Consider the following 21,001-nt stretch of genomic DNA (forward strand, 5'->3'; position numbering starts at 1 on the left):
ACCCAATCCCTTGACCAAACCATGATCTGAAAAACATACTCGAAGGTGGCTCAATTCTCGGTGAAAAAACCGGCTCAGTTCCGCGTGAAAACCAACACTCGGTGTGCCGGTCGAGGATATCCCGGAACTGGCTGCAACAGGTGCACGGACTGTGCCGGTGATGATGCCTTATATCACCGCGTTCTTTATGCCACGTCAGGCCGGAGACCGGCCGGATGTGGTGCCGCAGGGGGCGGTCAACTTCGCATTCATCGGTCAGTTTGCTGAATCAAAGCAGCGGGACTGCGTTTTCACGACGGAATATTCCGTGCGCACCCCCATGGAGGCAGTCTATACATTGCTCAATGTCGAACGTGGTGTGCCTGAGGTCTTTAACTCGACTTATGATATTCGCACGCTGCTCGCCGCGATTGGTCCTCTCAGAGACGGCAAACCGGTCGGTATTCCCGGTCCTGAATTTCTCCGAAAGCTATTGATAAAAAAGCTCGACTCTACCGAGATTGGGGCATTGCTGAGAGAGTTTCACCTGATTTCAACCGAATAATCTCCACCCACCGCGCCGATCATGCGGTGGGTGAGAATGCCAATCTTCGAGCAGGGGTGCACTTCCATAAAACCTGGCATGTGAACGTGTTCACATGCCCCTTTTACTTGAAGCATTGCTTCACCGATTCTCGTTTCACGCCGACAGGACTTATGTCCTATCTGCCTGCTTTTACGCATTATCCTCCGTAAAAGCGCGAAACGGTTTTGCTGGAAGTGTCCTAATCTTCGTCAACAACACGAAGATGCAGCTGACTGCCAGAGTTCTCTGCTGAGCGTGTCGGGTTGCGCGGTGTTTCTTCAGCCGGTGCCGGACCAAATTCAAGCGCTTCAATCTTTGCACCGCGCTTGGTGACTTTATTGGAAGACACCAGAATGTCATCAATATCCTTGTTGGCCTGCAAGAAATGGGTTTGCAGCTTGCGCACACGCTCATCAAGGCGACCCACATCTTCCATCAGGCGGATCACTTCACCCTGAATGACATGCGCCTGTTCGCGCATACGGGCATCTTTTAAGATCGCCTGAATAACCTGAATGGACAGCATCAGGAGCGATGGCGAGACAATGACGATCCGCGCCCGGTGCGCGCGCTGGATCAGCGCTTCAAAATGCTCATGAATATCGGCAAAAATGGATTCCGATGGGACAAACAGGAAAGCCGTGTCCTGTGTTTCGCCGGTAATCAGATATTTGTCGGAAACATCCTTGATATGCACTTCCATATCGCGGCGGAACTGTGCAACGGCTGTCTTGCGTGCTTCCGGCGCTTCCGTTTCGCGCATGGAATTCCATGCCTCAAGCGGGAATTTCGCGTCGATGACCAGTGATGGCGCGTTGTTTGGCATTTTAACAAGGCAATCGGGGCGCGTGCCATTGGACAGTGTCGCCTGAAACTCATAAGCGCCCTGCGGCAGACCATCGGCAATGATCGCTTCCATGCGCGACTGGCCAAAGGCACCGCGCGTCTGCTTGTTGGCAAGGATTGCCTGCAACTGCACGACCTGACCGGCAAGCGACTGGATATTGTTCTGCGCCGTGTCGATAACCGCCAGACGCTCCTGCAACTTTGCGAGGTTTTCATGGGTCGAACGGGTTTGCTCGGTCATGGTCTGGCCGATGCGATGGGTCATGCCATCGAGCCGTTCGCGTATTGACTGATTGAGCTCGGCCTGCCGTGAGCCAAAAACTTCGGCCATGGTCTGCATGCGACCCTGCATTTCAGATTGTGCCTTCAAAATCTCCGCCATGCGATATTCCGCATCGCGCGCACGGTCCTCAGCCTGCGCTTCCGCAACAGCTCTGAGACGCGCAGAACGCGCTGCCGCAATGAGAAAAATAGCGAGGCAAATGACCAGCACAACAATGCCCGCAAGGAGAATATTTCCCAGCGTGAAAGAGGTTGCACCAAGCTGCAAAAGCGGTTCGTTCAAGAGATTCTGGTTTTCCATTGCACAAGCTTAACTGATTCGTGTCGTCTTGATGAGATCAAAACAAGAACATTTTGCAAGTTACAATTGACGATTCTTGCGCAAGCGATTACGTGAAGCGCATGTCTATTAAACCGCTCATCATCCTTCCCGATCCCGTCCTGCGCCAGCTTTCCAAGCCTGTCGAGCGCTTTGACGATCAGTTGCGCAAATTTGCCGGCGACATGCTCGACACGATGTATGACGCGCCGGGCATTGGCCTTGCCGCCATTCAGGTGGGCGAACCTCTGCAGATGCTTGTCATTGATCTTGCCAAGGAAGACGAGCCCAAGGCGCCGCATGTCTTCATCAATCCGGAGATTGTCGCCTCATCAGACGAACGCAGCGTCTATGAAGAAGGCTGTCTTTCGATCCCGGATTATTATGCGGAGGTCGAGCGGCCTGCGAGTATCACGGTCAATTATTTCGATGCGGACGGCAAGGAAAAGTCGATAGAAGCCGATGGGCTGATGGCGACCTGTTTGCAGCATGAAATCGACCATCTCAATGGCATACTGTTTATCGATCATATCTCCAAGCTCAAGCGCGATATGGTCATCAAGAAGTTCAAGAAGCTCGCCAGCCAGCGCGCGTCAAACAGGGCTTTGTGATGCGGATTATCTTTATGGGGACGCCGGATTTCTCCGTGCCAATCCTCACAGCCATCATCGGACAGGGCTATGATGTCGTTGCGGTTTATTCGCAGCCACCGCGTCCGGCTGGCCGTCGCGGACTGGAACTGACAAAGTCGCCGGTGCATGAAAAGGCCGAGGAATTCGGCATTCCGGTCTTCACGCCGAAAAGCCTGAAAGGCGCGGAAGAGCAAGACGTCTTTGCGAGCCTTGAAGCGGATGTGGCAATCGTCGTGGCCTATGGCCTGCTGCTGCCGCAGGCCATTCTCGATGCGCCGCGCCTTGGATGTTACAATGGTCATGCCTCGCTTCTGCCGCGCTGGCGCGGGGCTGCTCCCATTCAGCGCGCCATCATGTCGGGCGACACTGAAACCGGCATGATGATCATGAAAATGGACGCGGGGCTTGATACCGGTCCTATCGCCATGGCCGAAAAAGTTGCGATCACGCCGGACATGACAGCTGGTGAGCTGCATGATCGTCTCAGCATGATCGGTGCCGATCTGATGGTGCGTGCGCTTGGTGCGCTTGAGCGCGAAAGTCTCACTCTTCAGCCGCAGGCTGAGGAAGGTGTGACCTATGCCGCCAAGATCGATAAGGCCGAGGCGCGTATCGACTGGTCGAAGCCTGCGAAGGACGTTCACAACACGATCCGCGGCATCTCACCATTTCCGGGCGCCTGGTGCGAGATGGAAATCAACGGCGCGGTTGAACGTGTCAAACTCCAGCGCTCTACATTGGGCGAGGGAAGCGGCGCTCCGGGCACTGTACTTGACGATCGCCTGACGATCGCGTGCGGCGAGGGTGCTGTGCGGCTCGTCACGCTACAACGTTCAGGCGGTAAGCCTTTGCCTGCGCAGGAGTTTTTGCGTGGTGCAACAGTGACGAAGGTTCTCTGAGCGGTGCCTCGTTACAAGATCACTGTCGAATATGACGGCACGCCTTATGTCGGCTGGCAGCGGCAGGAAAATGGCCATGCTGTTCAGAACGCAATTGAGCAGGCGTTTAAAAAGTTCTGCGGCGAAGATCTCACGTTGAGCGCGGCAGGCCGCACTGATGCAGGCGTTCATGCGAGCGCGCAGGTCATTCATGTCGATCTGACAAAAGATTGGGGTGCTGCGAAAGTGCGCGATGCGCTCAATGCGCATCTGGTGATGGCTGATGAACGCATCAGCATTCTCAATGTCGAGAAGACGACGGATGCCTTTGACGCGCGTTTTTCGGCGCGTGCCCGGCACTATCTTTATCGCATTCACAATCGTCGTGCGCCGCTGGCGATTGATTATCAGCGCGTTTGGTGGGTGCAGAAACGCCTTGACCACGAAGCGATGCATGAGGCTGCCAAGCGGCTTCTGGGCGAACATGATTTTACGACATTTCGCGCAACGCAATGTCAGGCAAAAAGCCCGATCAAAACGCTTGACCGGCTCGATGTCACGCGCAATGGCGATTATGTCGAAATGCGCGTTTCAGCGCGTTCGTTCCTGCATAATCAGGTGCGCTCCTTTGCGGGAAGCCTGATGGAAGTGGGGGTTGGCCGCTGGACGGCTGATGATTTGCAGGCCGCACTCGAGGCCAAAGATCGCAAAGCCTGCGGTCAGGTTGCGCCGCCTTATGGTCTCTATCTGATTGGCGTTGATTACCCGTTTCCGTTTTAAAAACTGTTCGCGCCAATTCCGATGCCAAAAAGCTGTTGCAGGAACACTGTGATAAACAGTGAGCCGAAGAACATGCAGGCAAAGAACGGGGCCACATAAGCGTGTGGGCGTTGCAGCACGATAAAGGTCAGCCGGTAGCTCAGGATGATTGAGATGGTGAAGAGCACCAGCGCAAACAGTGTCGCGATATCAAGAAAACCCGGAAAGAACAGCTGCAGCAGTGTGATTGGCGCAAAAAGCCATGCGAGAAAGGCGCTGCCCCAATTGATGGCGATTACATAGGCTGCATAGCGCTTTGCAATGCCAATCCGTTTGGCAAGCATCCCGACGATTGCGAGTGGGATGACCCATGCGGCAACATCCACAAATGCGGCGCGCATGACGATGGCAAGGCGTATGCCTGCCTCATCGCTCCCTGCGGTCAGATCCGCCGCATAGGCAACCCATGTTGCTAAAAGCGGCGGAAGAGCGACGACAATCGCATAGAAAGATGTCCAGAAATCTTCTGCGGAGATGTCGAGATATGCGAGGCCGTCCTTGCGGCCAAGCATCATCTTCCAGACGCCCGTGAAATATCTGAAAACATCATCCAGACTGGGCATGGCGTTCCTCTAGCCAAAAAAATCAGCGATGAATCGTTCGTAAATCTGTGTGAGACCTTCAAGATCAGACAAGGCGACACGTTCGTCAACCATGTGCATGGTCTGTCCGACAAGCCCGAATTCAACCACCGGACAATAATCCTTGATGAAACGCGCGTCCGATGTGCCGCCTGACGTGGAAAGCGCCGGGCGCTTGCCGGTGACCGCTTCCACAGAAGCGGTCAGTGTGCCGATCAGCTTTTCGTCGCGGGTGAGAAACACGTGGCTCGGGTTCTCGCGCCATGTCAGCTCATACTTGATTGGGGCTTCCCGGCCCGGACGCAGACGGTCGTTGCGCGAAGCCTTTTCAAGGCGCGAGATGATCTCGGCCTTCAGGCTGTCTGCGGTCCATGAATCGTTGAAGCGGATATTGAAGGAAGCGGTTGCCTTGTTGGCGATGACGTTGGTTGCCGTGTTGCCCACATCAACCGTTGTCACTTCCATGTTGCTGGCCTGAAAATCAGCCGTGCCTTCATCGAAAGCCGGATAAAGCAGGCCGTCGATCAGCGTGGTGACGCCACGAACCGGATTTTCTGCCAGATGCGGATAAGCAGCGTGACCCTGCACGCCATGCACTGTGATTGTGCCGGAGATCGAGCCGCGACGCCCGATCTTGATCATGTCGCCGAGGGTGTTCGGGTTGGTTGGTTCGCCAACAAGGGAAGCGTCCCAGGTTTCACCCCTGTCCTTGGCCCATTGCAGCAGCTTTTCGGTGCCGTTAACGGCCGGTCCTTCTTCATCACCTGTGATGAGGAAGGAGATGCTGCCCTTGAGGCTGTCATGCTTTTCAATATGGCGCGCAACAGCAGCCACAAAGCAGGCGATGCCGCCCTTCATATCGACTGCGCCACGGCCATACATGATGCCGTCTTCGATCGCGGCAGAGAAAGGCGGGTGTTTCCAGTCGCTCTCATTGCCCGGAGGCACGACATCGGTGTGGCCTGCAAACATTAGATGAGCGCCATTTCCGGATTTGCGCGCATAAAGGTTTTCAATGTCCGGCGTGTCTTCGTCCGTGAAGACCGGGCGCTGAATGGAAAAGCCCATTGGCTCAAGCATCGCTTCTAAGGCCGTCAGCGCGCCACCTTCAGCGGGCGTTACGGACGGGCAGCGGAGGAGAGCGGCGAGGTTATCGGCGGGATTGGTAGGAAGGCTCATGATGTCGATGCTTTGTTCCGGGAATCGTATGGGCCTGAGATTAGATCGGGAAGCTTTCAGATGAAATAGCAATCGCCTCTTTCGATAAACAAGTTCGAGGGTGTGTAAAAATCGCAGCTTTTCTCAGGCCGTTGCAATTTGCGAATGAAATTTCCTTGACCAGAGGGGCTTTGTCATCGTTAGTTAAAAAAAGGTTGATAGCGAGATCCAGAAAATGGGCCGGTCAACTGGGGAATTGTCACTTGAAATTGTTTCTGGCGACATTTTAAAAATGGGAATCTGCCATGCGTTTACTGGTTTGTGCATCAGCAGCTATAATTTTCGGAGCGTCACTTTTACCGGCCAAAGCTGCGCAATGGAGTGAAGCCGGTGGACTGACCAGCATTCCCTATGGGCATCTTGATTATTGCAAGCGTAACCCGCGTGATTGCGGTTCACATCATGTGCAGGCTCCTATGAAGCTGACACCTGATCGCATGAAGATGCTGCAAGCCGTCAACGCATCCGTTAATGCTGCCATCAAGCCGGTTTCCGATCAGGATAATTACGGTAAGCGCGATTACTGGACTATTCCGAAGAATGGCAAGGGTGATTGTGAAGACTATGTGCTTTTAAAGCGTGCCAAGCTTTTGGCAAAGGGTATCAGCGCGTCGCAGCTTCTGATTACCATGGTTCAGGGCAGCGAGGCGCATATTGTGCTGAGCGTGCGCACGGATCATGGCGACTTTATTCTCGACAATATGCGCTCGGAAGTGCTGCCGCTGGAGAAGACATCATATCGCTATATCAAGATGCAGTCGCCGGGCAATTCCGGTCAATGGGTGTCGATTGCAGGCCGAGGTATGACGGTTGCTAATAATTGATATGGGGTGGCTGCCTTTGCAAAAGGCAGTTATCTTTTGAAGAAAATGGACAGGGTCGCATTGTGCGGCCCTATTATTTTTCCGGTTGGGTGCGTGCGGATAAAGCATTCAAACGCTGTCAAAACTGATTTGCGGATCATGTCGAGGATGAAATGTTCAGCTACCAAATTGTCGCCAATGAGCTTTATTGTTCGATATTAATATACAGTGATTGCAAACAGACTGTTCAGGAAAAATGAACAAAAATACCCTTATAACAGTTGCGTGAATGCTGATATATGATTTAAATAATTGTTTGTAAAGAGTATTTTTCAACAAACCGGTTGGTTGTGAAAAAATTGTTTGCACGAATGTGTGATTAAGAAAACATTTTTGTGACTGGAACTTTCTCCCACTGTCACCCATTTGAGGTGCATCAGGACGATGCGCAGAACGTCGTCATGTGACTAAGGAGATAGAAAATGAATAAGTTTGTTCTTGCTGCTGCTGCGCTTGCTCTGAGCGCCGGTGCTGCTTTTGCTGAAAACCCACATGTTGGTGAACCAGCTGATCTTTATGCAAATGACCGTACGCCAGTGGCAACACAGGGTGTTGATTACTCGGCCCCTGCGTCGATCAATTCGACCTATAAGGATGGTTCTGCAAACCGCTTCGGTGATGCATCGCCATCAAGCTACCAGAACTAAGCATTTGATCAAAAATCTGGTTATGGGGCTTCGATTTTATCGTGTCATAGCCAGTCGATCACATCGTGAGTACGCCCTCCCAAGGTGCTCATAGATTGATCAAGAAGACAGAGAATTTAACACATCTCCCCGGAGGATGGCTGCTTGCCATCCGATGGGGGGATAGAAGGACTATGAAAATGAAGAAGTTCGTTCTTGCTGCAGCCGCTCTTGCTCTGAGCGCCGGTGCCGCTTTCGCTGAAAACCCAAATGTTGGTATACCAGCTGATCTTTATGCAAATGATCGTACGCCAGTGGCAACACAGGGCGTCGATTACACCGCTCCTGCTTCCATTCACACGCAGACCTATAGCGATGGTTCCGCACATCGTTTTGGTGATGCATCGCCATCAAGCTACCAGAACTAAATTTGAGAGCTTGTTTGCGGACTGCCTTGTCAATTTTATCAAGGCGGCCCGCATCAAATACTGTCCGTAAATATTGCTGTTACTGAATATATGTTTTTTAAAAGTATAGTAATTTAATTGATTAAATATATCTGAATTTTTTACTTAAAAGGTTTGAAAAATGAAAAAAATTTCGATTGCTATCCTCACCCTAACGTTGAGCGCGGGAGCTGCTTACGCTGAAAATCCTTTCGTTGGTGAACCGCCCGCTATGGCCGCCCAGGATAAATTAAACATTCTCCCTGGCAATCCATCCATTTCCGCCATGAAGAGGGATGTGGATTATACTGCACCTGCATCCATTAATAGTGGAAACCATAACCCCAGCCGCGCGAACCGCCTCCATCGTCACGATGGATCAGCGCATCGGTTTGGCGATGCTTCACCTGCAAGCTATCCGCAAGGGGACTGGCATTGAGGTATTCCTGATTGAGCGTTTGACTTTGCCTGCATTGGCAGTCGTCGAAGTGCTTTCGGATTATTCTTAAAAAAAGGCGAAGCTTTCGGGCTTCGCCTTTTTGGTTTGGTCATGCGGACAAATTAGTCGCGCAGCAATTCATTGATCGAGGTCTTGGAGCGGGTCTTTTCATCGACGCGTTTGACGATCACGGCGCAATAAAGGCTTGGCCCCCAGTTTTCGCCCGGGACGTTTTTGCCGGGCATGGTGCCAGCAACAACGACCGAATATGGTGGGACTTCGCCGTAGAAGACTTCGCCTGTCGCACGGTCGACGATCTTGGTCGACTTACCAATAAACACACCCATGCCGAGCACGGCACCTTCGCGAACGATACAGCCTTCGACGACTTCCGAACGCGCACCAATGAAGCAGTTGTCTTCGATGATGGTCGGGCCTGCCTGCATTGGTTCCAGAACGCCGCCAATGCCGACGCCGCCGGAAAGATGCACGTTCTTGCCGATCTGTGCACAGGAGCCCACAGTTGCCCAGGTGTCGACCATCGTTCCTTCATCGACATAAGCGCCGAGGTTGACGAAAGACGGCATCAGAATCGCGTTGGGCGCGATGTAAGCAGAATGACGGACAACGCAGTTTGGAACAGCGCGGAAACCGGCCTTTTCGAATTCATTGGCTGTCCAGCCGTCGAACTTGGAAGGAACCTTGTCCCACCAGGAAGACTGGCCGGGGCCACCCTTGATGACTTCCATCGGGTTGAGACGGAAAGAAAGCAGGACGGCTTTCTTGAGCCACTGATTAACCTGCCAGTTGCCGTCCGCCTGTTTTTCTGCCACACGCGCTTCACCGCGATCAAGCATAAGCAGCGACTGCTCAACAGCATCGCGCACTTCGCCGCGTGTTGTCGTGTTAATGCCATCGCGCTCGTCAAAAGCCTTTTCGATGACCTTTTCAAGGGAGGCGAAATCTGGCTTGGTCATATGGCGGTCTCCATAAAATGGCAGGATAAGCGGCTGCCGTCTTTTGGTCGGCAGTTGTCACAGAAGTGATTAAGCGAAGGGAACATATGGGTCAATCGCGATATTGTGGGAAATAACTGAACGCGGTTGGGCCAGATTAAGAATTTAGCGCCCAAATTGATGCTAAGGCATCAATACGCATTGAAATTGAAGGAGCAGGCAAGCATGAACCCAATGGAGAAGTCCGGCTGGACGCCTTTCCCCAATTCTGAGGAAGCCGTTAAACAGGCGCGCACTGTGCCTCAGACACCTCAGACCGAAGCTCCGGCATATCGTCTTGCCTTTATGGACGATGACTTCATGACCCGACGCGACATGCGTCCGGTCCGGCTTCAGCTTGAGCTTCTTAAACCAGAGCTGATCCTTGCAGATCGTGGCATCAAGTCTACGGTTGTCATGTTCGGCGGCGCACGTATTCCGGAGCCGGGCGGTCAAGCCTGGGCTGCGAAGAACGAAGTGCAGAAAAAAAACCTTGAGGCCAATGCGCGCTATTATGAAGAAGCGCGCAAATTTGCCCGCATCTGCTCGGAATATTCGGCAACCACCTATTATCGTGAATTCATCATTGTCACAGGCGGCGGTCCGGGCGTGATGGAGGCTGGCAACCGCGGTGCCGCCGATGTTGGTGCGCCGACCATTGGCCTTAATATCGTGTTGCCGCATGAGCAGGCACCAAACGCGTATGTAACGCCAGAACTCTGCTTCAACTTCCATTATTTTGCGCTGCGCAAAATGCATTTTCTGATGCGTGCAAAGGCCGTCTGCGTCTTCCCCGGCGGCTTCGGTACGATGGATGAACTCTTTGAAGCGATGACGCTGATTCAGACAGACCGTATGGAGCGTATGCCGCTCATCCTGTTTGGTAAAGATTTCTGGAGCAAGGCGATCAATATCGAGTTTCTGGCAGAGCAAGGCACAATTTCGCCTGCGGATATTGAGCTGCTGACTTTTGTTGAGACTGCGGACGAAGCATGGGATGAGATCAAAAAATTCTACAATCTCTGAATAAGAATGTAGAAGCCCGGCTGTTATCAGCCGGGCTTTTTTATCGCTCTGCAATAATGGTTTGTAGAAACTGGGTCAGATTGTCGGTGACATAATCGACCTGATCGGTGAATTCTGGATCGCTTTCCCATATTTCGGAGAATGTGGGTTCAAAATTGTTTGGAACCACCAGCACGGTTTTCATGCCCAATGTTTTTGGCACAACAAGATTGCGCGCCAGATCTTCGAACATCACAGCCTTTTGTGCATCAACGCCGAATGCTCCAAGAAAACGATCATAAGTGACGCGCTCTGGTTTGGGCGTCAGGCCTGCTGCAACGATGTCGAAAATATCGTCGAAATCATCGAGAATACCGAGCTGTTGTGCTGCACGTTCTGCATGGCCGCGATCACCATTGGTGAAGATGAAACGGCGGCCGGGGAGGGCGCGAATGGCTTCCCCCAGTGCCGGGTCCGGTTTCAACCATGTGTAATCAATGTCGTGGACCTTTTTGAGAAAGTCGTCGGGATCAATCTGATGGCATTCCATCAGGCCTTTCAGCGTGGTGCCATATTCCAGATAAAACTGCTTCTGAATCTTGCGCGCTTCCTCACGCGGCAATTTCAGGAGGGTCTCGACATAGCTCGTCATCCGCACGTCGATCTGCGAAAACAGATCGGTTGCATGCGGATAGAGCGTATTGTCGAGATCGAATATCCAGTCAGTGACATGGGCAAAGGCTGGAGTGTCGGGTTGGTTGGTCATGGTTTTATTACGGCACGATCAGCGTGCCGGCGCCATGCTCGGTGAAAAGTTCGAGCAGGACCGCATGCGGTGTCTTGCCATTGAGAATGACCACGCCCTCAACGCCGCGACGGATCGCATCGATACAGGTTTCAACCTTCGGAATCATGCCGCCGGAAATCGTGCCGTCTTTGATCAGCGCCTGTGCATCGGCGACGGATAATTCCTTGATCAGGTTCTTATCCTTGTCGAGAACGCCCGGAACATCCGTCAGGAACAGAAGGCGTGTTGCAGCCAGCGCGCCAGCAATAGCGCCTGCAAATGTATCGGCATTGATGTTGTAGGTGTGACCATCGCGACCCGGAGCCACAGGCGCAATAACCGGGATCATTTCGGAGCGCGCCAAAAGATCGAGAAGTGTGCGGTCAACTTCGGCGGGTTCGCCGACAAAGCCCAGATCAAGCACTTTTTCAATGTTGGAATCCGGGTCGAGCACTGTCTTGTGCGCTTTTTGCGCAAAAACCAAATTACCGTCTTTGCCACAAAGACCAATAGCCCATTCACCTTCAGCGTTAATGAGGGCGACAATTTCCTTGTTGATGGAACCGGCCAGAACCATTTCCACCACTTCAACCGTCTTTTCATCGGTGACGCGAAGGCCGCCTTCAAAGCGCGATTCGATGCCGAGCTTGGTCAGCATGGCCTGAATCTGCGGACCACCGCCATGAACAACGATCGGATTGATGCCTGATTGTTTTAAAAGCGCTATGTCGCGGGCGAAGGCTTTGCCCAGCTCCGGGTTGCCCATAGCGTGGCCGCCATATTTGACGACGACATTCTTGTTTTCATAGCGCTGCATATAGGGCAGGGCTGCGGACAGGAGTTGCGCTTGCATTTCAGGATTTTCAAGAGTCGTCATCGCGGTTTCCATGGCTGGCGACAGAGGCAAGAGAGGCAGGCTTTTCTAAGCAATATGCGGTGCGGTGTAAAACGGTTTTCCGTTTTTTGTTCGCGATAATTTGAATGCGTTGCGAAAGATCGCCGCATTAAAATCTTTTGTGAGCGTTAGAAGATTGCTCATTTGCATATTCTTGAATGGAATAATTTTATGCGACGCGTATTTTTTACGTCTTTGATTTTGCTGGCGGGTATCAGTGCTTCGCAGGCGGCATCGACCACAGAAACGATCATCATGCTGCGCCATGGCGAAAAGCCGGAGCAGGGCCTTGGACAACTCAATTGTCAGGGGCTTAACCGGTCGCTGAAACTGCCTGCGGTGATCGCGCAAAAATTTGGCAAGCCGGATGTGATTTTTGCGCCCGACCCTGCACAGATGAAGGAGGATAAGGGCGTAAGCTACGCTTATAATCGTCCGCTCGCCACGATTGAGCCGACAGCGATCGCCTTTGGAATGCCTGTAGACACGCGTTTTGGCTATCAGGATATCAGAGCGTTGCAGAAAGTGCTTGAGCAGCCAGAATATGCTGGCAAGACGGTGCTGATCAGCTGGGAGCACAAGCAGATCGCCAAGCTTGCCGAAGGGCTTTTAACGGATAACGGGGGCGACAAAACCATCGTTCCCAAGTGGCGTGGCGATGATTTTGACAGCATTTATGTTCTTCACATCATGCGCGATGGTGCGAACACCACCATGCGATTTGAGCGGCTTAATCAGGGGCTAAACCATCAGCCCACTGTGTGCCCCAGTTAGAGCGCATACGCAAAAGTAGAAACCGGTTATTGGAGCAAGATGCGTGCCGTTGCGAAGCTCTTACGTGCTTCGCGGGCATTTGCCGTCACTTATTGCTTTGCGACGAGCGCAATGGCTGCGCGCAACTCATCAAGGCCCAAGCCTTTTTCAGATGAGGTTGTGATGATGCCGGGGAAGCATGCCGCACGCTTTTTCGTGAGTGCGTTGGTTTCTTCGATCAGGCGTGGAATGCCTGCGGCCTTGATCTTGTCGATCTTGGTCAGGACGATCTGATAAGAAACGGCAGCCTTGTCGAGCAGATCGAGCACTTCGGCGTCGTTTTTCTTGATGCCGTGGCGCGAGTCAATGAGCACATAAACGCGCTTCAAGGTGGTGCGTCCACGCAGATAGTCGAATACGAGACGCGTCCAAGCATCGACATGGGATTTTGGCGCTTCCGCAAAACCATAGCCCGGCATGTCGACCAGAGCGAGCGGTGGCAGATCACCATTCTCGCCGGAATAACCATCGGGAACGAAATAGTTGAGTTCCTGTGTGCGGCCCGGCGTGTTGGATGTACGGGCAAGGCCCTTTTTGCCAACAAGCGCATTGATCAGCGATGATTTGCCAACATTGGAACGACCTGCAAAGGCAATTTCAACCGGACCTTCCGGTGGCAGGAATTTCATCGAAGGCACACCACGAATGAAGATCCACGATTTTTTGAAGAGCAGGCGCCCTTCTTCGACCAAAGCTGCGTGTGCTGCGCGGGCTGCATCTGCTGCTAACTGGGCGGCTGCCTGCTTTTTATCCTGATCGCTCAATGTGGTCTTCCTGATACGTGTCTTTTATTAAGTACACGCATCAATGCTATGCGCTGCATTGTCAACCGCTGAGCATGATGGAGCACAAAAAAAGCCCGATCTTACGACCGGGCTTTTGTCTTTTTACTTTTTCGCCTCTTTTGGCTTTCGCTTGAAGAGGGCTTTGATATTGTCGAAGAGTTCGATCTTTACCCCCTGACGCTTCATGATGAAGCCCTGCTGGAGGATCGACAATGTGTTGTTCCATGCCCAGTAGATCACAAGTCCGGCCGGGAACGATGCCAGCATGAACGTGAAGATGATTGGCATCCAGGTGAAGATCATCGCCTGTGTTGGATCTGGAGGCGTTGGGTTCATGCGCATCTGAAGGAACATGGTGATGCCCATAATGATTGGCCAGACGCCGATCATCAGGAAGGCTGGCACTGCATAAGGCAACAGACCAAACAGATTGAAGATCGATGTTGGATCTGGTGCCGCAAGGTCGTGAATCCAGCCAAAGAACGGCGCATGGCGCATTTCAATGGTGACGTAGAGAACCTTATAGAGCGCAAAAAACACCGGAATCTGAACCAGCACCGGCCAGCAACCTGCAAGCGGATTAATCTTCTCCTGCTTGTAAAGCTGCATCATTTCCTGCTGCTGCTTCATCTTGTCATCCGCATATTTTTCGCGGATTTCCGTCATTTTAGGCTGCACCAGCTTCATGCGTGCCATCGACTTGTACGACTTGTTGGCAAGCGGGAAGAAAAGACCCTTGAGCAGAACAGTGACAACCAGAATGGCGACGCCGAAATTGCCGGAGAACTTGTAAATCCAGTCGATGAGGTAGAACATCGGCTTGGTGATGAAGTAGAACCAGCCCCAGTCGATCAGCAGCTCGAACTGCTTGATACCAAGCTTTGTTTCGTAGTTCTGGATTTCCTGAACCACTTTCGCACCAGCGAAAACATGGTTCTTGATCGTCTGCGACTGACCGGCATCAATCGTGATTGGTGCGCCAAGAAGATCGGACTGATAACGCGGACGTCCATCGGTAAAGTGCGAGAAACGCGCGGTGAATTTTTCATTCTGAGGTGGAACGAGCGTCGCCGCCCAGTATTTGTCGGTGATACCGACCCAGCCGCCAGTGACATCCTTGAACGAAATGTCCTTGTCGTCTTCAACCTTGGAATATTTGATTTCCTGCAAGCCGTCCTGGCCCATGACGCCGATCAGGCCTTCATGGAGAACATAGGTTGCGCTTGCGTGCTCAGGCTGGTTGAAGCGGGTGACGCGACCATAGGAGGCCAGCGAAACCGGCGCGCCTGCGTTGTTTGTGATCGTGTCATCAACCTCGAACATATAGGCATCATCGACTGAGATGACGCGCTTGAAGGTGATGTTCTTGTCGTTGGTGTAAGTCAGTGTAACCGGCGACGATGGCGTCAGCTTGTTGTTGCCTTCAACCGTCCAGACAGTATTGGGGCCGGGAACAGTTCCGGTTGTCTCATTGCCTGTGAAGCCGAGCTCGACGAAATAGCCCTGCTTCAGTGCAGATGGCGCAAGCAGTTCGATTTCAGGTGAATCTGGATTGACCGTTTCACGATATTTCTTGAGATAGAGATCATCAAGACGTGCACCGGTCAGGTTGATCGAACCGCGCAGGGAGGGCGTATCGATGTCAACGCGTTGCGACTGCGCAACAGCAGCTTCACGGGTGAGTGTTCCAGCTGCGGCTGCACCATCGCTATGACCCGGAACTGTGCCGGAAGCTGTATTGGGCAACTGCGGGGTATCGCCAGCTGCACCACTTTGGGTTGCCTGCTGGGTCTGGCGCTGTTGCTCTTCAATACGTGTTTGCTCCCGCTGGGCTTCCGATTTCGGGCCCAGATAAAACACTTGCCACAGAGTCAATACAAGGATGGACAGGGCAATGGTGATGAAGAAATTACGATTATTTTCCATTGACGGGTCCTGATTCCGGTCTTTCCGTTCGGCGTTTCTTTTCACTCCGCCGTCCATCCGTCGCTTTTATGCGTTTGGAGAGTTCTGCGGTGAGCTGCGAAAAGGGCGCAGTGAGTGCTTGCTCGCGTGCTACGATCACATAGTCTGTAGAAGGCGCCATGTCACTCCCTACGTGACAACGAACCGCTTCTCTTAACCTGCGACGGATACGATTTCGTACCACTGCATTGCCGTTTTTCTTGGTGACGGTGAAGCCTGCGCGGGGTTTTTCGCCGATTTTCGCGGCTTTAGATTCTTCTTCAGACCGTTCCCGGACCTCCAAAAGAAACAGTGGACCACGCCGTTTTTCACCATTCCTGACAGACAAAAACTCCGCTCTCTTGCGAAGGCGGAGTATTTGTTTCTGCTTTTTCATATCTTTATTCACCGCGCTGGTCGCGCGGGGAAAGATTAAGCGGAAAGCCGCTTGCGGCCGCGCGAACGGCGAGCGGCAAGAACCTTACGTCCTGCAGCAGTTGCCATGCGTGCACGGAAACCGTGACGACGCTTGCGGACGATGTTTGATGGCTGGAAAGTGCGCTTCATTTATTTAATACCGCGGTGTGCGGCCCTTCTTGGTTCTGTCTATTGAACAGGAGCTGGTTCTTAACCCAAAAGGAAGACAGCGAAAGCCATCCATTAACCCCCATGGGCGAACGTGCTGCGGCTTATAGGGAAAGGTGCCTGAAGAGTCAATCGTCCGGCAAGAAATCTCAAGCGTATCAGCAGTTCAGCATTGCCAAAGCGGGCGGAGGCTTTCATAAGGATGCGCAACATTTTTACATGCGGGTCAATTCCGCAGCAGTCATGAGAGGAGTTCACCATGAGCATCCGTCGTATCGAAGTCGGACCACGCATGAGCCAGGCCGTTGTTCACGGCAATACCGTTTATCTCGCTGGGCAGGTTGGAAATCCGGGCGAAAGCGTGACCGATCAGACCAAGGCTGTTCTGGCTGAAGTTGACCGTCTTCTCGCGGCCGCAGGTTCGGACAAGTCGAAGATTCTTCAGGCCATCATCTGGCTTGCAGACATGAAGGATTTTGGCGAAATGAACGCGGTTTGGGATAGCTGGGTCGACAAGGCCAACACGCCAGCCCGCGCGACCGGTGAAGCAGCACTTGCAACGCCTGATTACAAGGTCGAAATCATCATTACGGCTGCAATCTGATAGATTGCAATTTGCTGATTGATTTAAAACCCTGCGCGAGCGGGGTTTTTTATTTGCGTATGCGCTCTGAATAGTTTTCGCGGCCGCCTGCCTGTGCCTTTGCATCAATCGATGCACGCTCCCTTATCTGTTCTATCGTGCCCTGATCCTTGAGCCAGCCATGCTCGTGAAGATAATCCGGCAGATATCCAGACAGAAGAATGCGGTAATCGAATGGAATGCCCGGATCGAGCACGCGCACCATCTGGAAAATGATGGTCGTGCAGTTCGTAACCACAGTGTTGTAGAATCTGGGTTGTTGGGCCAGATCGTTGGCGCGTTCTACATAGGAGAGAAACAGTTCTTTTGCCGCTGCCGGTGACAGATCGATCTGATAGCGATAGACGTCTTCGTCGCGCACATTGGTGCGCAGGAAAATAATGTCGCTTTCTTCGGCAGCGATCATTGCAAGTTCAAACTCTCGGAAGAAACCACCGATCGCCGAATAGACTTCGTGGTGCTCTTTGCGGATTTCGCCGGAGAAGACAACGTGGCGTCCATCTTCAAAGCCGAACGACAAAAGGGTGTGCGCAATTGCCGGGCCTGTCCAGTAGGACAGATATGCATCCACGGAGCTTATTTTGTCGAGGTCGTAGGTTTCGTCTTTCCAGTTTGGTGTGAAATCGTCTGTTGTCCGCCAGTCGAAATCACGCACATTGAAAAGCGTGACCTGATTGCCATCAATTTTACCGGTGACAGTGCGGGCGACATCAGGCGCCCAGATGCGGTCAAGCGAGGGGCGGATGGTGGCCCACCAACCCAGAAACACAAGTGCGAGCAGACAGAAAAGCAGCCGTTTGCGGCGGCAAAAGAATTGCCGCTCGCCTGCAATCACCCAAAGCGCAATGGCAATCCAGGCTGTAATGATTGAGCCGCGCACAGCGTTGCCAAAGGGCAGCTGAAACCACATCCCGAAGCTTGACCAGATTGTAAAGATTATAACGAATAGGATGAAGACGAATTTGCCTGCGAAGCGTAAGGACTTGGATTTTACTTTAGAAGACATGGACATCTCATATTCGTCGGCAGCTTCGTTTATCAAAACTGTGGCGATACTGGCATGATTTGCATTGTTATGTCATTGCCAATCCTTTGTTGCGGGCAATTTATCCGCCAGATTAAAACTTGCAGAAAAAAACAGCAGCGCGCTTATTTCTTGAGTATTGCCGCTGTCTGTTGTGAGCGCTTTATTTGTTTGGTCGGTTTGGTAAAGGGACGTGCCACACGCCATAGCAGAAGTACTGCGACAATTGCTGCATAGATGATTGGCTCTGCGGGCCAGCTTTTGACGGACATGAGGAAATGGAGCGCGCCACCGGCAAAAGCTATATAGACCAGTTTGTGCAATGTGACCCAGCGCCGACCGAGCTTGCGGATTGACCACATGTTGGAGGTGAGCGCCAGCGGTATCAAAAGCACAAAGCTGATCATGCCAATGGTGATGAAGGGGCGGCGGATAATATCGGCAATAACCACCTGAATATTGAGAGCCTGATCCAGAACCATATAGACGGCCATATGCATCAGCACATAATAAAAGGCGAGCAATCCGAGTGCCCGGCGATAGCGTAAAAAGCTGATGCCTGTCAGGTCACGGATGGGTGTGACAAGCAGCGTCAGAATCAGAAAGCGGAGCGCCCAAAGCCCAAGCATATGCTCGAAGCTTTTGACAGGATCAGCGCCAAGTTGATTGCTTGCACCTAAATAAAACGCCCAGACAGCCGGAACGAACCCGAGGCCATAAAGGCCCCATATTTTCAATTCTGTGATGCGCGCCGATCTGGCTTTTGTGGGTGCCATGTCAGTAGTTTTTCCGCAGATCCATGCCATCGTAAAGCGAAGCAACCTCTTCGGCATAGCCATTGAAGGGCAGGGTGGGGCGTCGGCTGGAGCCAAAGAAACTGCCTTCGCCGATACGCCGCTCTGTTGCCTGTGACCAGCGGGGATGATCCACATCAGGGTTCACATTGGCATAGAAGCCATATTCATTGGCGGCCTGCTGCTGCCATGATGTCGGCGGTTGTTTTTCAACAAAGCTGATTTTGGTGATCGATTTGATGCCCTTGAAACCGTATTTCCATGGCACGACGAGACGAACGGGCGCGCCATTGGCGTTGGGGAGCGTTTCGCCATAAAGGCCGACAGAGAGGATCGTGAGCGGGTGCATGGCTTCATCAAGGCGCAGGCCTTCGACGTAAGGCCAGTTCAAAACCTGAAACAGTCCTGTCTGGCCGGGCATTTCTTCCGGGCGGACCACGCCCGTAAAGGCGATGTATTTTGCAGAACCCAATGGCTCGACCTGCGCGAGCAGGCTTGCCAGCGGAAAGCCAATCCAAGGAATGACCATGGACCAAGCTTCAACGCAACGCATCCGGTAGATGCGCTCTTCAAGCGGCATTTTGGCGATCAGTTCCTGCATGTCGAATTCTTTGGGCTGTTTAACCAAACCATCGACTTTCAATCGCCACGGCAGTGGTTTGAAATTGCCGGAATTGGCGGAAGGGTCGCTCTTGTCTGTGCCAAATTCGTAGAAATTATTGTAGGTTGTAACGGCCTCTTTGGGTGTCAATTTTTCATCGACCTTATAGACGGAAGCCGCTGCCTTTAATGGGTCCGCGAAAGCCGCTGAAGCCAAGCCTGTTGCAGCAAGAGCGCCTGCGCCGATTAACAATTCTCGCCGGCGCAGATAGATATTCTTTGGCGTCACTTCGCTTGAACCAAGATGGGCAGACGAATAACGGCCGGGTTTAAAACTGCTCATAATGAAATCCTTGTTGTCAGGATAATTCGCAGACGTCGTGAGCCTTTCATGCTTTGATGAAAGCACAGGAAAGGCTCCAACGGTTTCATTGTCGCATTTTCCACGCAAAAGGCGCACGCATTTTTGTTTGTGATGCTTATTGTTACGCTAAACACGTCAAAAACATGGATTTTTTATACCCCTTTTTTAGCTCGCAGTTTTTTGATGATGATGCATGTGTAACACGAATGTGACAATCGGTAATTTTCCGTGTTTTTGTCACAATCTTGCTTAATCAATGTTGTTAAGGAGCTGCTATGCAGAACTGGCAGAGGGTGTAACGCACTCGGGTGGAGCTGTCTTAAAACCTTCGTTAACATATCAGTGGCAAGTTGAGCTTATGGTAAAGAAGACGTTTATAGCTGCCATGATGATGGCGCTTACAGCAACAACAGGGACCGCCCTTGCTGAAGGGTTGCCCAAGCCGATTAAGGTTGTGAGCAAGTCCCAGAGCTTGGCTGTCAGGGGCATTCCCGCCTCGATGAAAAATGAAATTGGCACTCCCCAGCTTGGTGAGGGCGTAACGATGCGCGATAAAAAGATGGACGCTGAAACAACTCCCGAACATAATTTTTCGCGTAGCAAGCGCTTCATTTATCGCTTCTACAAGCCTGAGATTGTCTCCAATGAGCTGGTTATTCTGCTGCATGGTTCGGGCGGCAATGAAGCAAGTCTTGTGCCGATGGCTTCCAAAATCTGGCCACGTGCAACGCTTCTGGGTATTCGCGGACGTGTCATGCAGGATGGCGGCACGCGCTGGTACAAGCGCCTTACACCGGTCAAGTTTGACCAAAAAGATGTGAAACTTGAAGCCAATGCATTCGTGACCTTCCTTTCGCGTCTTGCCGACGAAAAAGAGCTGGATCTGCCGCATGCGACTTTTGTTGGTTACTCCAACGGGGCCAATCTTCTGGCTGCAACGATGATGCTGCACCCGGATCTGGTGAAGCGCGCTGTGCTGATGCGGTCAATGCCGGTTCTCGACAATGTGCCGGTTGCCAATCTTAGCAAAGCGCGTGTGCTGACGATTACAGGTCAGGAAGACAAGCTTTATTCGCCATTTGCGCCGGCGCTGTCAGCGTTGTTGCGCTCTGGCGGTGCGAAGGTTGATGCCCGTACAATCGAGGCTGATCATATGCTTGGTGAAAAAGATGCGGCTGCAATCAGTCAATGGGTTGCGTCGCTGGGTCCGGACGGTGGGTCAACCGTTACGATGAAAGCGAAGTAATAACAAA

General features: G+C 52.4%; 24 protein-coding genes and 1 pseudogene. 12 read left to right on the forward strand and 13 right to left on the reverse strand.

Annotated elements, in window-relative coordinates:
* Nucleotides 1-97 precede the first annotated feature (97 nt).
* Nucleotides 98-544, forward strand: a pseudogene (locus VBH83_RS17035) (oleate hydratase); the annotation flags it as partial.
* A 220-nt stretch (nucleotides 545-764) separates the two neighbouring features.
* Here VBH83_RS17035 and VBH83_RS17040 read toward each other — a convergent pair.
* Complete coding sequence (locus VBH83_RS17040) at nucleotides 765-1,994, reverse strand: DNA recombination protein RmuC (RefSeq protein ID WP_265986491.1); 1,230 nt, start codon at nucleotides 1,992-1,994, stop codon at nucleotides 765-767.
* Between the two features lie 101 nt (nucleotides 1,995-2,095).
* Here VBH83_RS17040 and def point away from each other — a divergent pair, with 101 nt between their 5' ends.
* From def to truA, 3 genes are read left to right on the forward strand one after another with little or no spacing between them, the layout of a single operon-like run.
* A complete protein-coding gene (gene def, locus VBH83_RS17045) occupies nucleotides 2,096-2,623 on the forward strand; it encodes a peptide deformylase (protein ID WP_265986492.1) in 528 nt (175 codons plus the stop codon).
* Entirely contained in the window at nucleotides 2,623-3,543 is a 921-nt protein-coding gene (fmt, locus tag VBH83_RS17050) for a methionyl-tRNA formyltransferase (protein WP_396998754.1), read from the forward strand. Before def ends, fmt begins: the two co-directional genes overlap by 1 nt.
* 3 nt (nucleotides 3,544-3,546) lie before the next feature.
* Nucleotides 3,547-4,302 (forward strand): tRNA pseudouridine(38-40) synthase TruA, encoded by a 756-nt coding sequence (gene truA / locus VBH83_RS17055; RefSeq protein WP_265986494.1) that lies wholly within the window; start codon nucleotides 3,547-3,549, stop codon nucleotides 4,300-4,302.
* On the opposite strand, the gene VBH83_RS17060 is transcribed toward truA, so the two are convergent.
* Both VBH83_RS17060 and dapE read right to left on the reverse strand, forming a co-directional pair.
* On the reverse strand, nucleotides 4,299-4,904 hold the full coding sequence (locus VBH83_RS17060; RefSeq protein ID WP_265986495.1) for a hypothetical protein: 606 nt from the start codon (nucleotides 4,902-4,904) through the stop codon (nucleotides 4,299-4,301). The genes truA and VBH83_RS17060 overlap by 4 nt on opposite strands.
* 9 nt (nucleotides 4,905-4,913) lie before the next feature.
* Complete coding sequence (gene dapE / locus VBH83_RS17065; protein WP_265986496.1) at nucleotides 4,914-6,101, reverse strand: succinyl-diaminopimelate desuccinylase; 1,188 nt, start codon at nucleotides 6,099-6,101, stop codon at nucleotides 4,914-4,916.
* Nucleotides 6,102-6,385: 284 nt separating this feature from the next.
* Between dapE and VBH83_RS17070 the strand changes: the two genes are divergently transcribed.
* The 4 genes from VBH83_RS17070 (at nucleotide 6,386) to VBH83_RS17085 (ending at nucleotide 8,514) form a co-directional block, all read left to right on the forward strand.
* Nucleotides 6,386-6,964: a transglutaminase-like cysteine peptidase gene (locus tag VBH83_RS17070; protein ID WP_265986497.1), complete on the forward strand. Its 579-nt coding sequence runs from the start codon at nucleotides 6,386-6,388 to the stop codon at nucleotides 6,962-6,964.
* 461 nt (nucleotides 6,965-7,425) lie between these two features.
* Entirely contained in the window at nucleotides 7,426-7,650 is a 225-nt protein-coding gene (locus tag VBH83_RS17075; RefSeq protein WP_265986498.1) for a hypothetical protein, read from the forward strand.
* 179 nt (nucleotides 7,651-7,829) lie between these two features.
* On the forward strand, nucleotides 7,830-8,057 hold the full coding sequence (locus VBH83_RS17080; RefSeq protein ID WP_265986499.1) for a hypothetical protein: 228 nt from the start codon (nucleotides 7,830-7,832) through the stop codon (nucleotides 8,055-8,057).
* 160 nt (nucleotides 8,058-8,217) lie between these two features.
* Nucleotides 8,218-8,514 carry a hypothetical protein gene (locus tag VBH83_RS17085; RefSeq protein ID WP_265986500.1) on the forward strand — a complete coding sequence of 99 codons (297 nt, stop codon included), beginning with the start codon at nucleotides 8,218-8,220 and terminating at the stop codon, nucleotides 8,512-8,514.
* 122 nt (nucleotides 8,515-8,636) lie between these two features.
* On the opposite strand, the gene dapD is transcribed toward VBH83_RS17085, so the two are convergent.
* Nucleotides 8,637-9,491 carry a 2,3,4,5-tetrahydropyridine-2,6-dicarboxylate N-succinyltransferase gene (gene dapD, locus VBH83_RS17090; RefSeq protein WP_265986501.1) on the reverse strand — a complete coding sequence of 285 codons (855 nt, stop codon included), beginning with the start codon at nucleotides 9,489-9,491 and terminating at the stop codon, nucleotides 8,637-8,639.
* Nucleotides 9,492-9,695: 204 nt separating this feature from the next.
* Here dapD and VBH83_RS17095 point away from each other — a divergent pair, with 204 nt between their 5' ends.
* Entirely contained in the window at nucleotides 9,696-10,535 is an 840-nt protein-coding gene (locus VBH83_RS17095) for an LOG family protein (protein ID WP_265986502.1), read from the forward strand.
* A 40-nt stretch (nucleotides 10,536-10,575) separates the two neighbouring features.
* On the opposite strand, the gene VBH83_RS17100 is transcribed toward VBH83_RS17095, so the two are convergent.
* Nucleotides 10,576-11,280 carry a pyrimidine 5'-nucleotidase gene (locus VBH83_RS17100; RefSeq protein WP_265986503.1) on the reverse strand — a complete coding sequence of 235 codons (705 nt, stop codon included), beginning with the start codon at nucleotides 11,278-11,280 and terminating at the stop codon, nucleotides 10,576-10,578.
* Between the two features lie 7 nt (nucleotides 11,281-11,287).
* Entirely contained in the window at nucleotides 11,288-12,178 is an 891-nt protein-coding gene (argB, locus tag VBH83_RS17105) for an acetylglutamate kinase (RefSeq protein WP_265986504.1), read from the reverse strand.
* A gap of 189 nt (nucleotides 12,179-12,367) precedes the next feature.
* Between argB and VBH83_RS17110 the strand changes: the two genes are divergently transcribed.
* Complete coding sequence (locus VBH83_RS17110) at nucleotides 12,368-12,970, forward strand: hypothetical protein (RefSeq protein ID WP_265986505.1); 603 nt, start codon at nucleotides 12,368-12,370, stop codon at nucleotides 12,968-12,970.
* A gap of 89 nt (nucleotides 12,971-13,059) precedes the next feature.
* Here the strand turns inward: VBH83_RS17110 and yihA are convergent, their stop codons facing one another.
* The 4 genes from yihA to rpmH all read right to left on the reverse strand — a co-directional run bounded on the left by yihA (nucleotide 13,060) and on the right by rpmH (nucleotide 16,305).
* Entirely contained in the window at nucleotides 13,060-13,773 is a 714-nt protein-coding gene (gene yihA, locus VBH83_RS17115) for a ribosome biogenesis GTP-binding protein YihA/YsxC (RefSeq protein ID WP_323054572.1), read from the reverse strand.
* Nucleotides 13,774-13,896: 123 nt separating this feature from the next.
* Complete coding sequence (gene yidC, locus VBH83_RS17120; protein ID WP_265986506.1) at nucleotides 13,897-15,720, reverse strand: membrane protein insertase YidC; 1,824 nt, start codon at nucleotides 15,718-15,720, stop codon at nucleotides 13,897-13,899.
* Nucleotides 15,710-16,135, reverse strand: coding sequence for a ribonuclease P protein component (rnpA, locus tag VBH83_RS17125; protein WP_265986507.1), 426 nt, complete (start codon nucleotides 16,133-16,135; stop codon nucleotides 15,710-15,712). Before rnpA ends, yidC begins: the two co-directional genes overlap by 11 nt.
* A 35-nt stretch (nucleotides 16,136-16,170) precedes the next feature.
* Nucleotides 16,171-16,305, reverse strand: a complete 135-nt coding sequence (gene rpmH / locus VBH83_RS17130) for a 50S ribosomal protein L34 (RefSeq protein ID WP_265986508.1) — start codon at nucleotides 16,303-16,305, stop codon at nucleotides 16,171-16,173.
* A 277-nt stretch (nucleotides 16,306-16,582) separates the two neighbouring features.
* Here rpmH and VBH83_RS17135 point away from each other — a divergent pair, with 277 nt between their 5' ends.
* Complete coding sequence (locus VBH83_RS17135) at nucleotides 16,583-16,927, forward strand: RidA family protein (RefSeq protein ID WP_265986509.1); 345 nt, start codon at nucleotides 16,583-16,585, stop codon at nucleotides 16,925-16,927.
* 49 nt (nucleotides 16,928-16,976) lie between these two features.
* Here VBH83_RS17135 and VBH83_RS17140 read toward each other — a convergent pair whose 3' ends face one another.
* The 3 genes from VBH83_RS17140 to msrP form a co-directional block, all read right to left on the reverse strand.
* Nucleotides 16,977-17,972: a DUF4105 domain-containing protein gene (locus VBH83_RS17140; protein ID WP_396998762.1), complete on the reverse strand. Its 996-nt coding sequence runs from the start codon at nucleotides 17,970-17,972 to the stop codon at nucleotides 16,977-16,979.
* Between the two features lie 143 nt (nucleotides 17,973-18,115).
* Entirely contained in the window at nucleotides 18,116-18,766 is a 651-nt protein-coding gene (msrQ, locus tag VBH83_RS17145; protein ID WP_265986511.1) for a protein-methionine-sulfoxide reductase heme-binding subunit MsrQ, read from the reverse strand.
* A 1-nt stretch (nucleotide 18,767) separates the two neighbouring features.
* Nucleotides 18,768-19,727 carry a protein-methionine-sulfoxide reductase catalytic subunit MsrP gene (gene msrP / locus VBH83_RS17150; RefSeq protein ID WP_265986512.1) on the reverse strand — a complete coding sequence of 320 codons (960 nt, stop codon included), beginning with the start codon at nucleotides 19,725-19,727 and terminating at the stop codon, nucleotides 18,768-18,770.
* Nucleotides 19,728-20,106: 379 nt separating this feature from the next.
* On the opposite strand from msrP, the gene VBH83_RS17155 reads away from it, so the two are divergent.
* Nucleotides 20,107-20,994 (forward strand): alpha/beta hydrolase, encoded by an 888-nt coding sequence (locus tag VBH83_RS17155; protein WP_265986513.1) that lies wholly within the window; start codon nucleotides 20,107-20,109, stop codon nucleotides 20,992-20,994.
* The last annotated feature ends 7 nt before the right edge of the window (nucleotides 20,995-21,001 follow it).

Origin of the sequence: Ochrobactrum sp. S1502_03, from assembly GCF_044435015.1 — a bacterium.
GTDB lineage: Bacteria > Pseudomonadota > Alphaproteobacteria > Rhizobiales > Rhizobiaceae > Brucella > Brucella chromiisoli.

Coding starts and splice junctions, on each gene's coding strand:
- yidC (WP_265986506.1), bottom strand. CDS start 15,720: ATGGAAAATAATCGTAATTTCTTCATCACCATTGCCCTGTCCATCCTT.
- VBH83_RS17095 (WP_265986502.1), top strand. CDS start 9,696: ATGAACCCAATGGAGAAGTCCGGCTGGACGCCTTTCCCCAATTCTGAG.
- def (WP_265986492.1), top strand. CDS start 2,096: ATGTCTATTAAACCGCTCATCATCCTTCCCGATCCCGTCCTGCGCCAG.
- argB (WP_265986504.1), bottom strand. CDS start 12,178: ATGACGACTCTTGAAAATCCTGAAATGCAAGCGCAACTCCTGTCCGCA.
- VBH83_RS17070 (WP_265986497.1), top strand. CDS start 6,386: ATGCGTTTACTGGTTTGTGCATCAGCAGCTATAATTTTCGGAGCGTCA.
- VBH83_RS17135 (WP_265986509.1), top strand. CDS start 16,583: ATGAGCATCCGTCGTATCGAAGTCGGACCACGCATGAGCCAGGCCGTT.
- fmt (WP_396998754.1), top strand. CDS start 2,623: ATGCGGATTATCTTTATGGGGACGCCGGATTTCTCCGTGCCAATCCTC.
- VBH83_RS17060 (WP_265986495.1), bottom strand. CDS start 4,904: ATGCCCAGTCTGGATGATGTTTTCAGATATTTCACGGGCGTCTGGAAG.
- VBH83_RS17100 (WP_265986503.1), bottom strand. CDS start 11,280: ATGACCAACCAACCCGACACTCCAGCCTTTGCCCATGTCACTGACTGG.
- VBH83_RS17040 (WP_265986491.1), bottom strand. CDS start 1,994: ATGGAAAACCAGAATCTCTTGAACGAACCGCTTTTGCAGCTTGGTGCA.
- dapD (WP_265986501.1), bottom strand. CDS start 9,491: ATGACCAAGCCAGATTTCGCCTCCCTTGAAAAGGTCATCGAAAAGGCT.
- VBH83_RS17110 (WP_265986505.1), top strand. CDS start 12,368: ATGCGACGCGTATTTTTTACGTCTTTGATTTTGCTGGCGGGTATCAGT.
- rnpA (WP_265986507.1), bottom strand. CDS start 16,135: ATGAAAAAGCAGAAACAAATACTCCGCCTTCGCAAGAGAGCGGAGTTT.
- msrP (WP_265986512.1), bottom strand. CDS start 19,727: ATGAGCAGTTTTAAACCCGGCCGTTATTCGTCTGCCCATCTTGGTTCA.
- VBH83_RS17075 (WP_265986498.1), top strand. CDS start 7,426: ATGAATAAGTTTGTTCTTGCTGCTGCTGCGCTTGCTCTGAGCGCCGGT.
- VBH83_RS17085 (WP_265986500.1), top strand. CDS start 8,218: ATGAAAAAAATTTCGATTGCTATCCTCACCCTAACGTTGAGCGCGGGA.
- VBH83_RS17155 (WP_265986513.1), top strand. CDS start 20,107: ATGGTAAAGAAGACGTTTATAGCTGCCATGATGATGGCGCTTACAGCA.
- VBH83_RS17140 (WP_396998762.1), bottom strand. CDS start 17,972: ATGTCTTCTAAAGTAAAATCCAAGTCCTTACGCTTCGCAGGCAAATTC.
- msrQ (WP_265986511.1), bottom strand. CDS start 18,766: ATGGCACCCACAAAAGCCAGATCGGCGCGCATCACAGAATTGAAAATA.
- rpmH (WP_265986508.1), bottom strand. CDS start 16,305: ATGAAGCGCACTTTCCAGCCATCAAACATCGTCCGCAAGCGTCGTCAC.
- dapE (WP_265986496.1), bottom strand. CDS start 6,101: ATGAGCCTTCCTACCAATCCCGCCGATAACCTCGCCGCTCTCCTCCGC.
- VBH83_RS17080 (WP_265986499.1), top strand. CDS start 7,830: ATGAAGAAGTTCGTTCTTGCTGCAGCCGCTCTTGCTCTGAGCGCCGGT.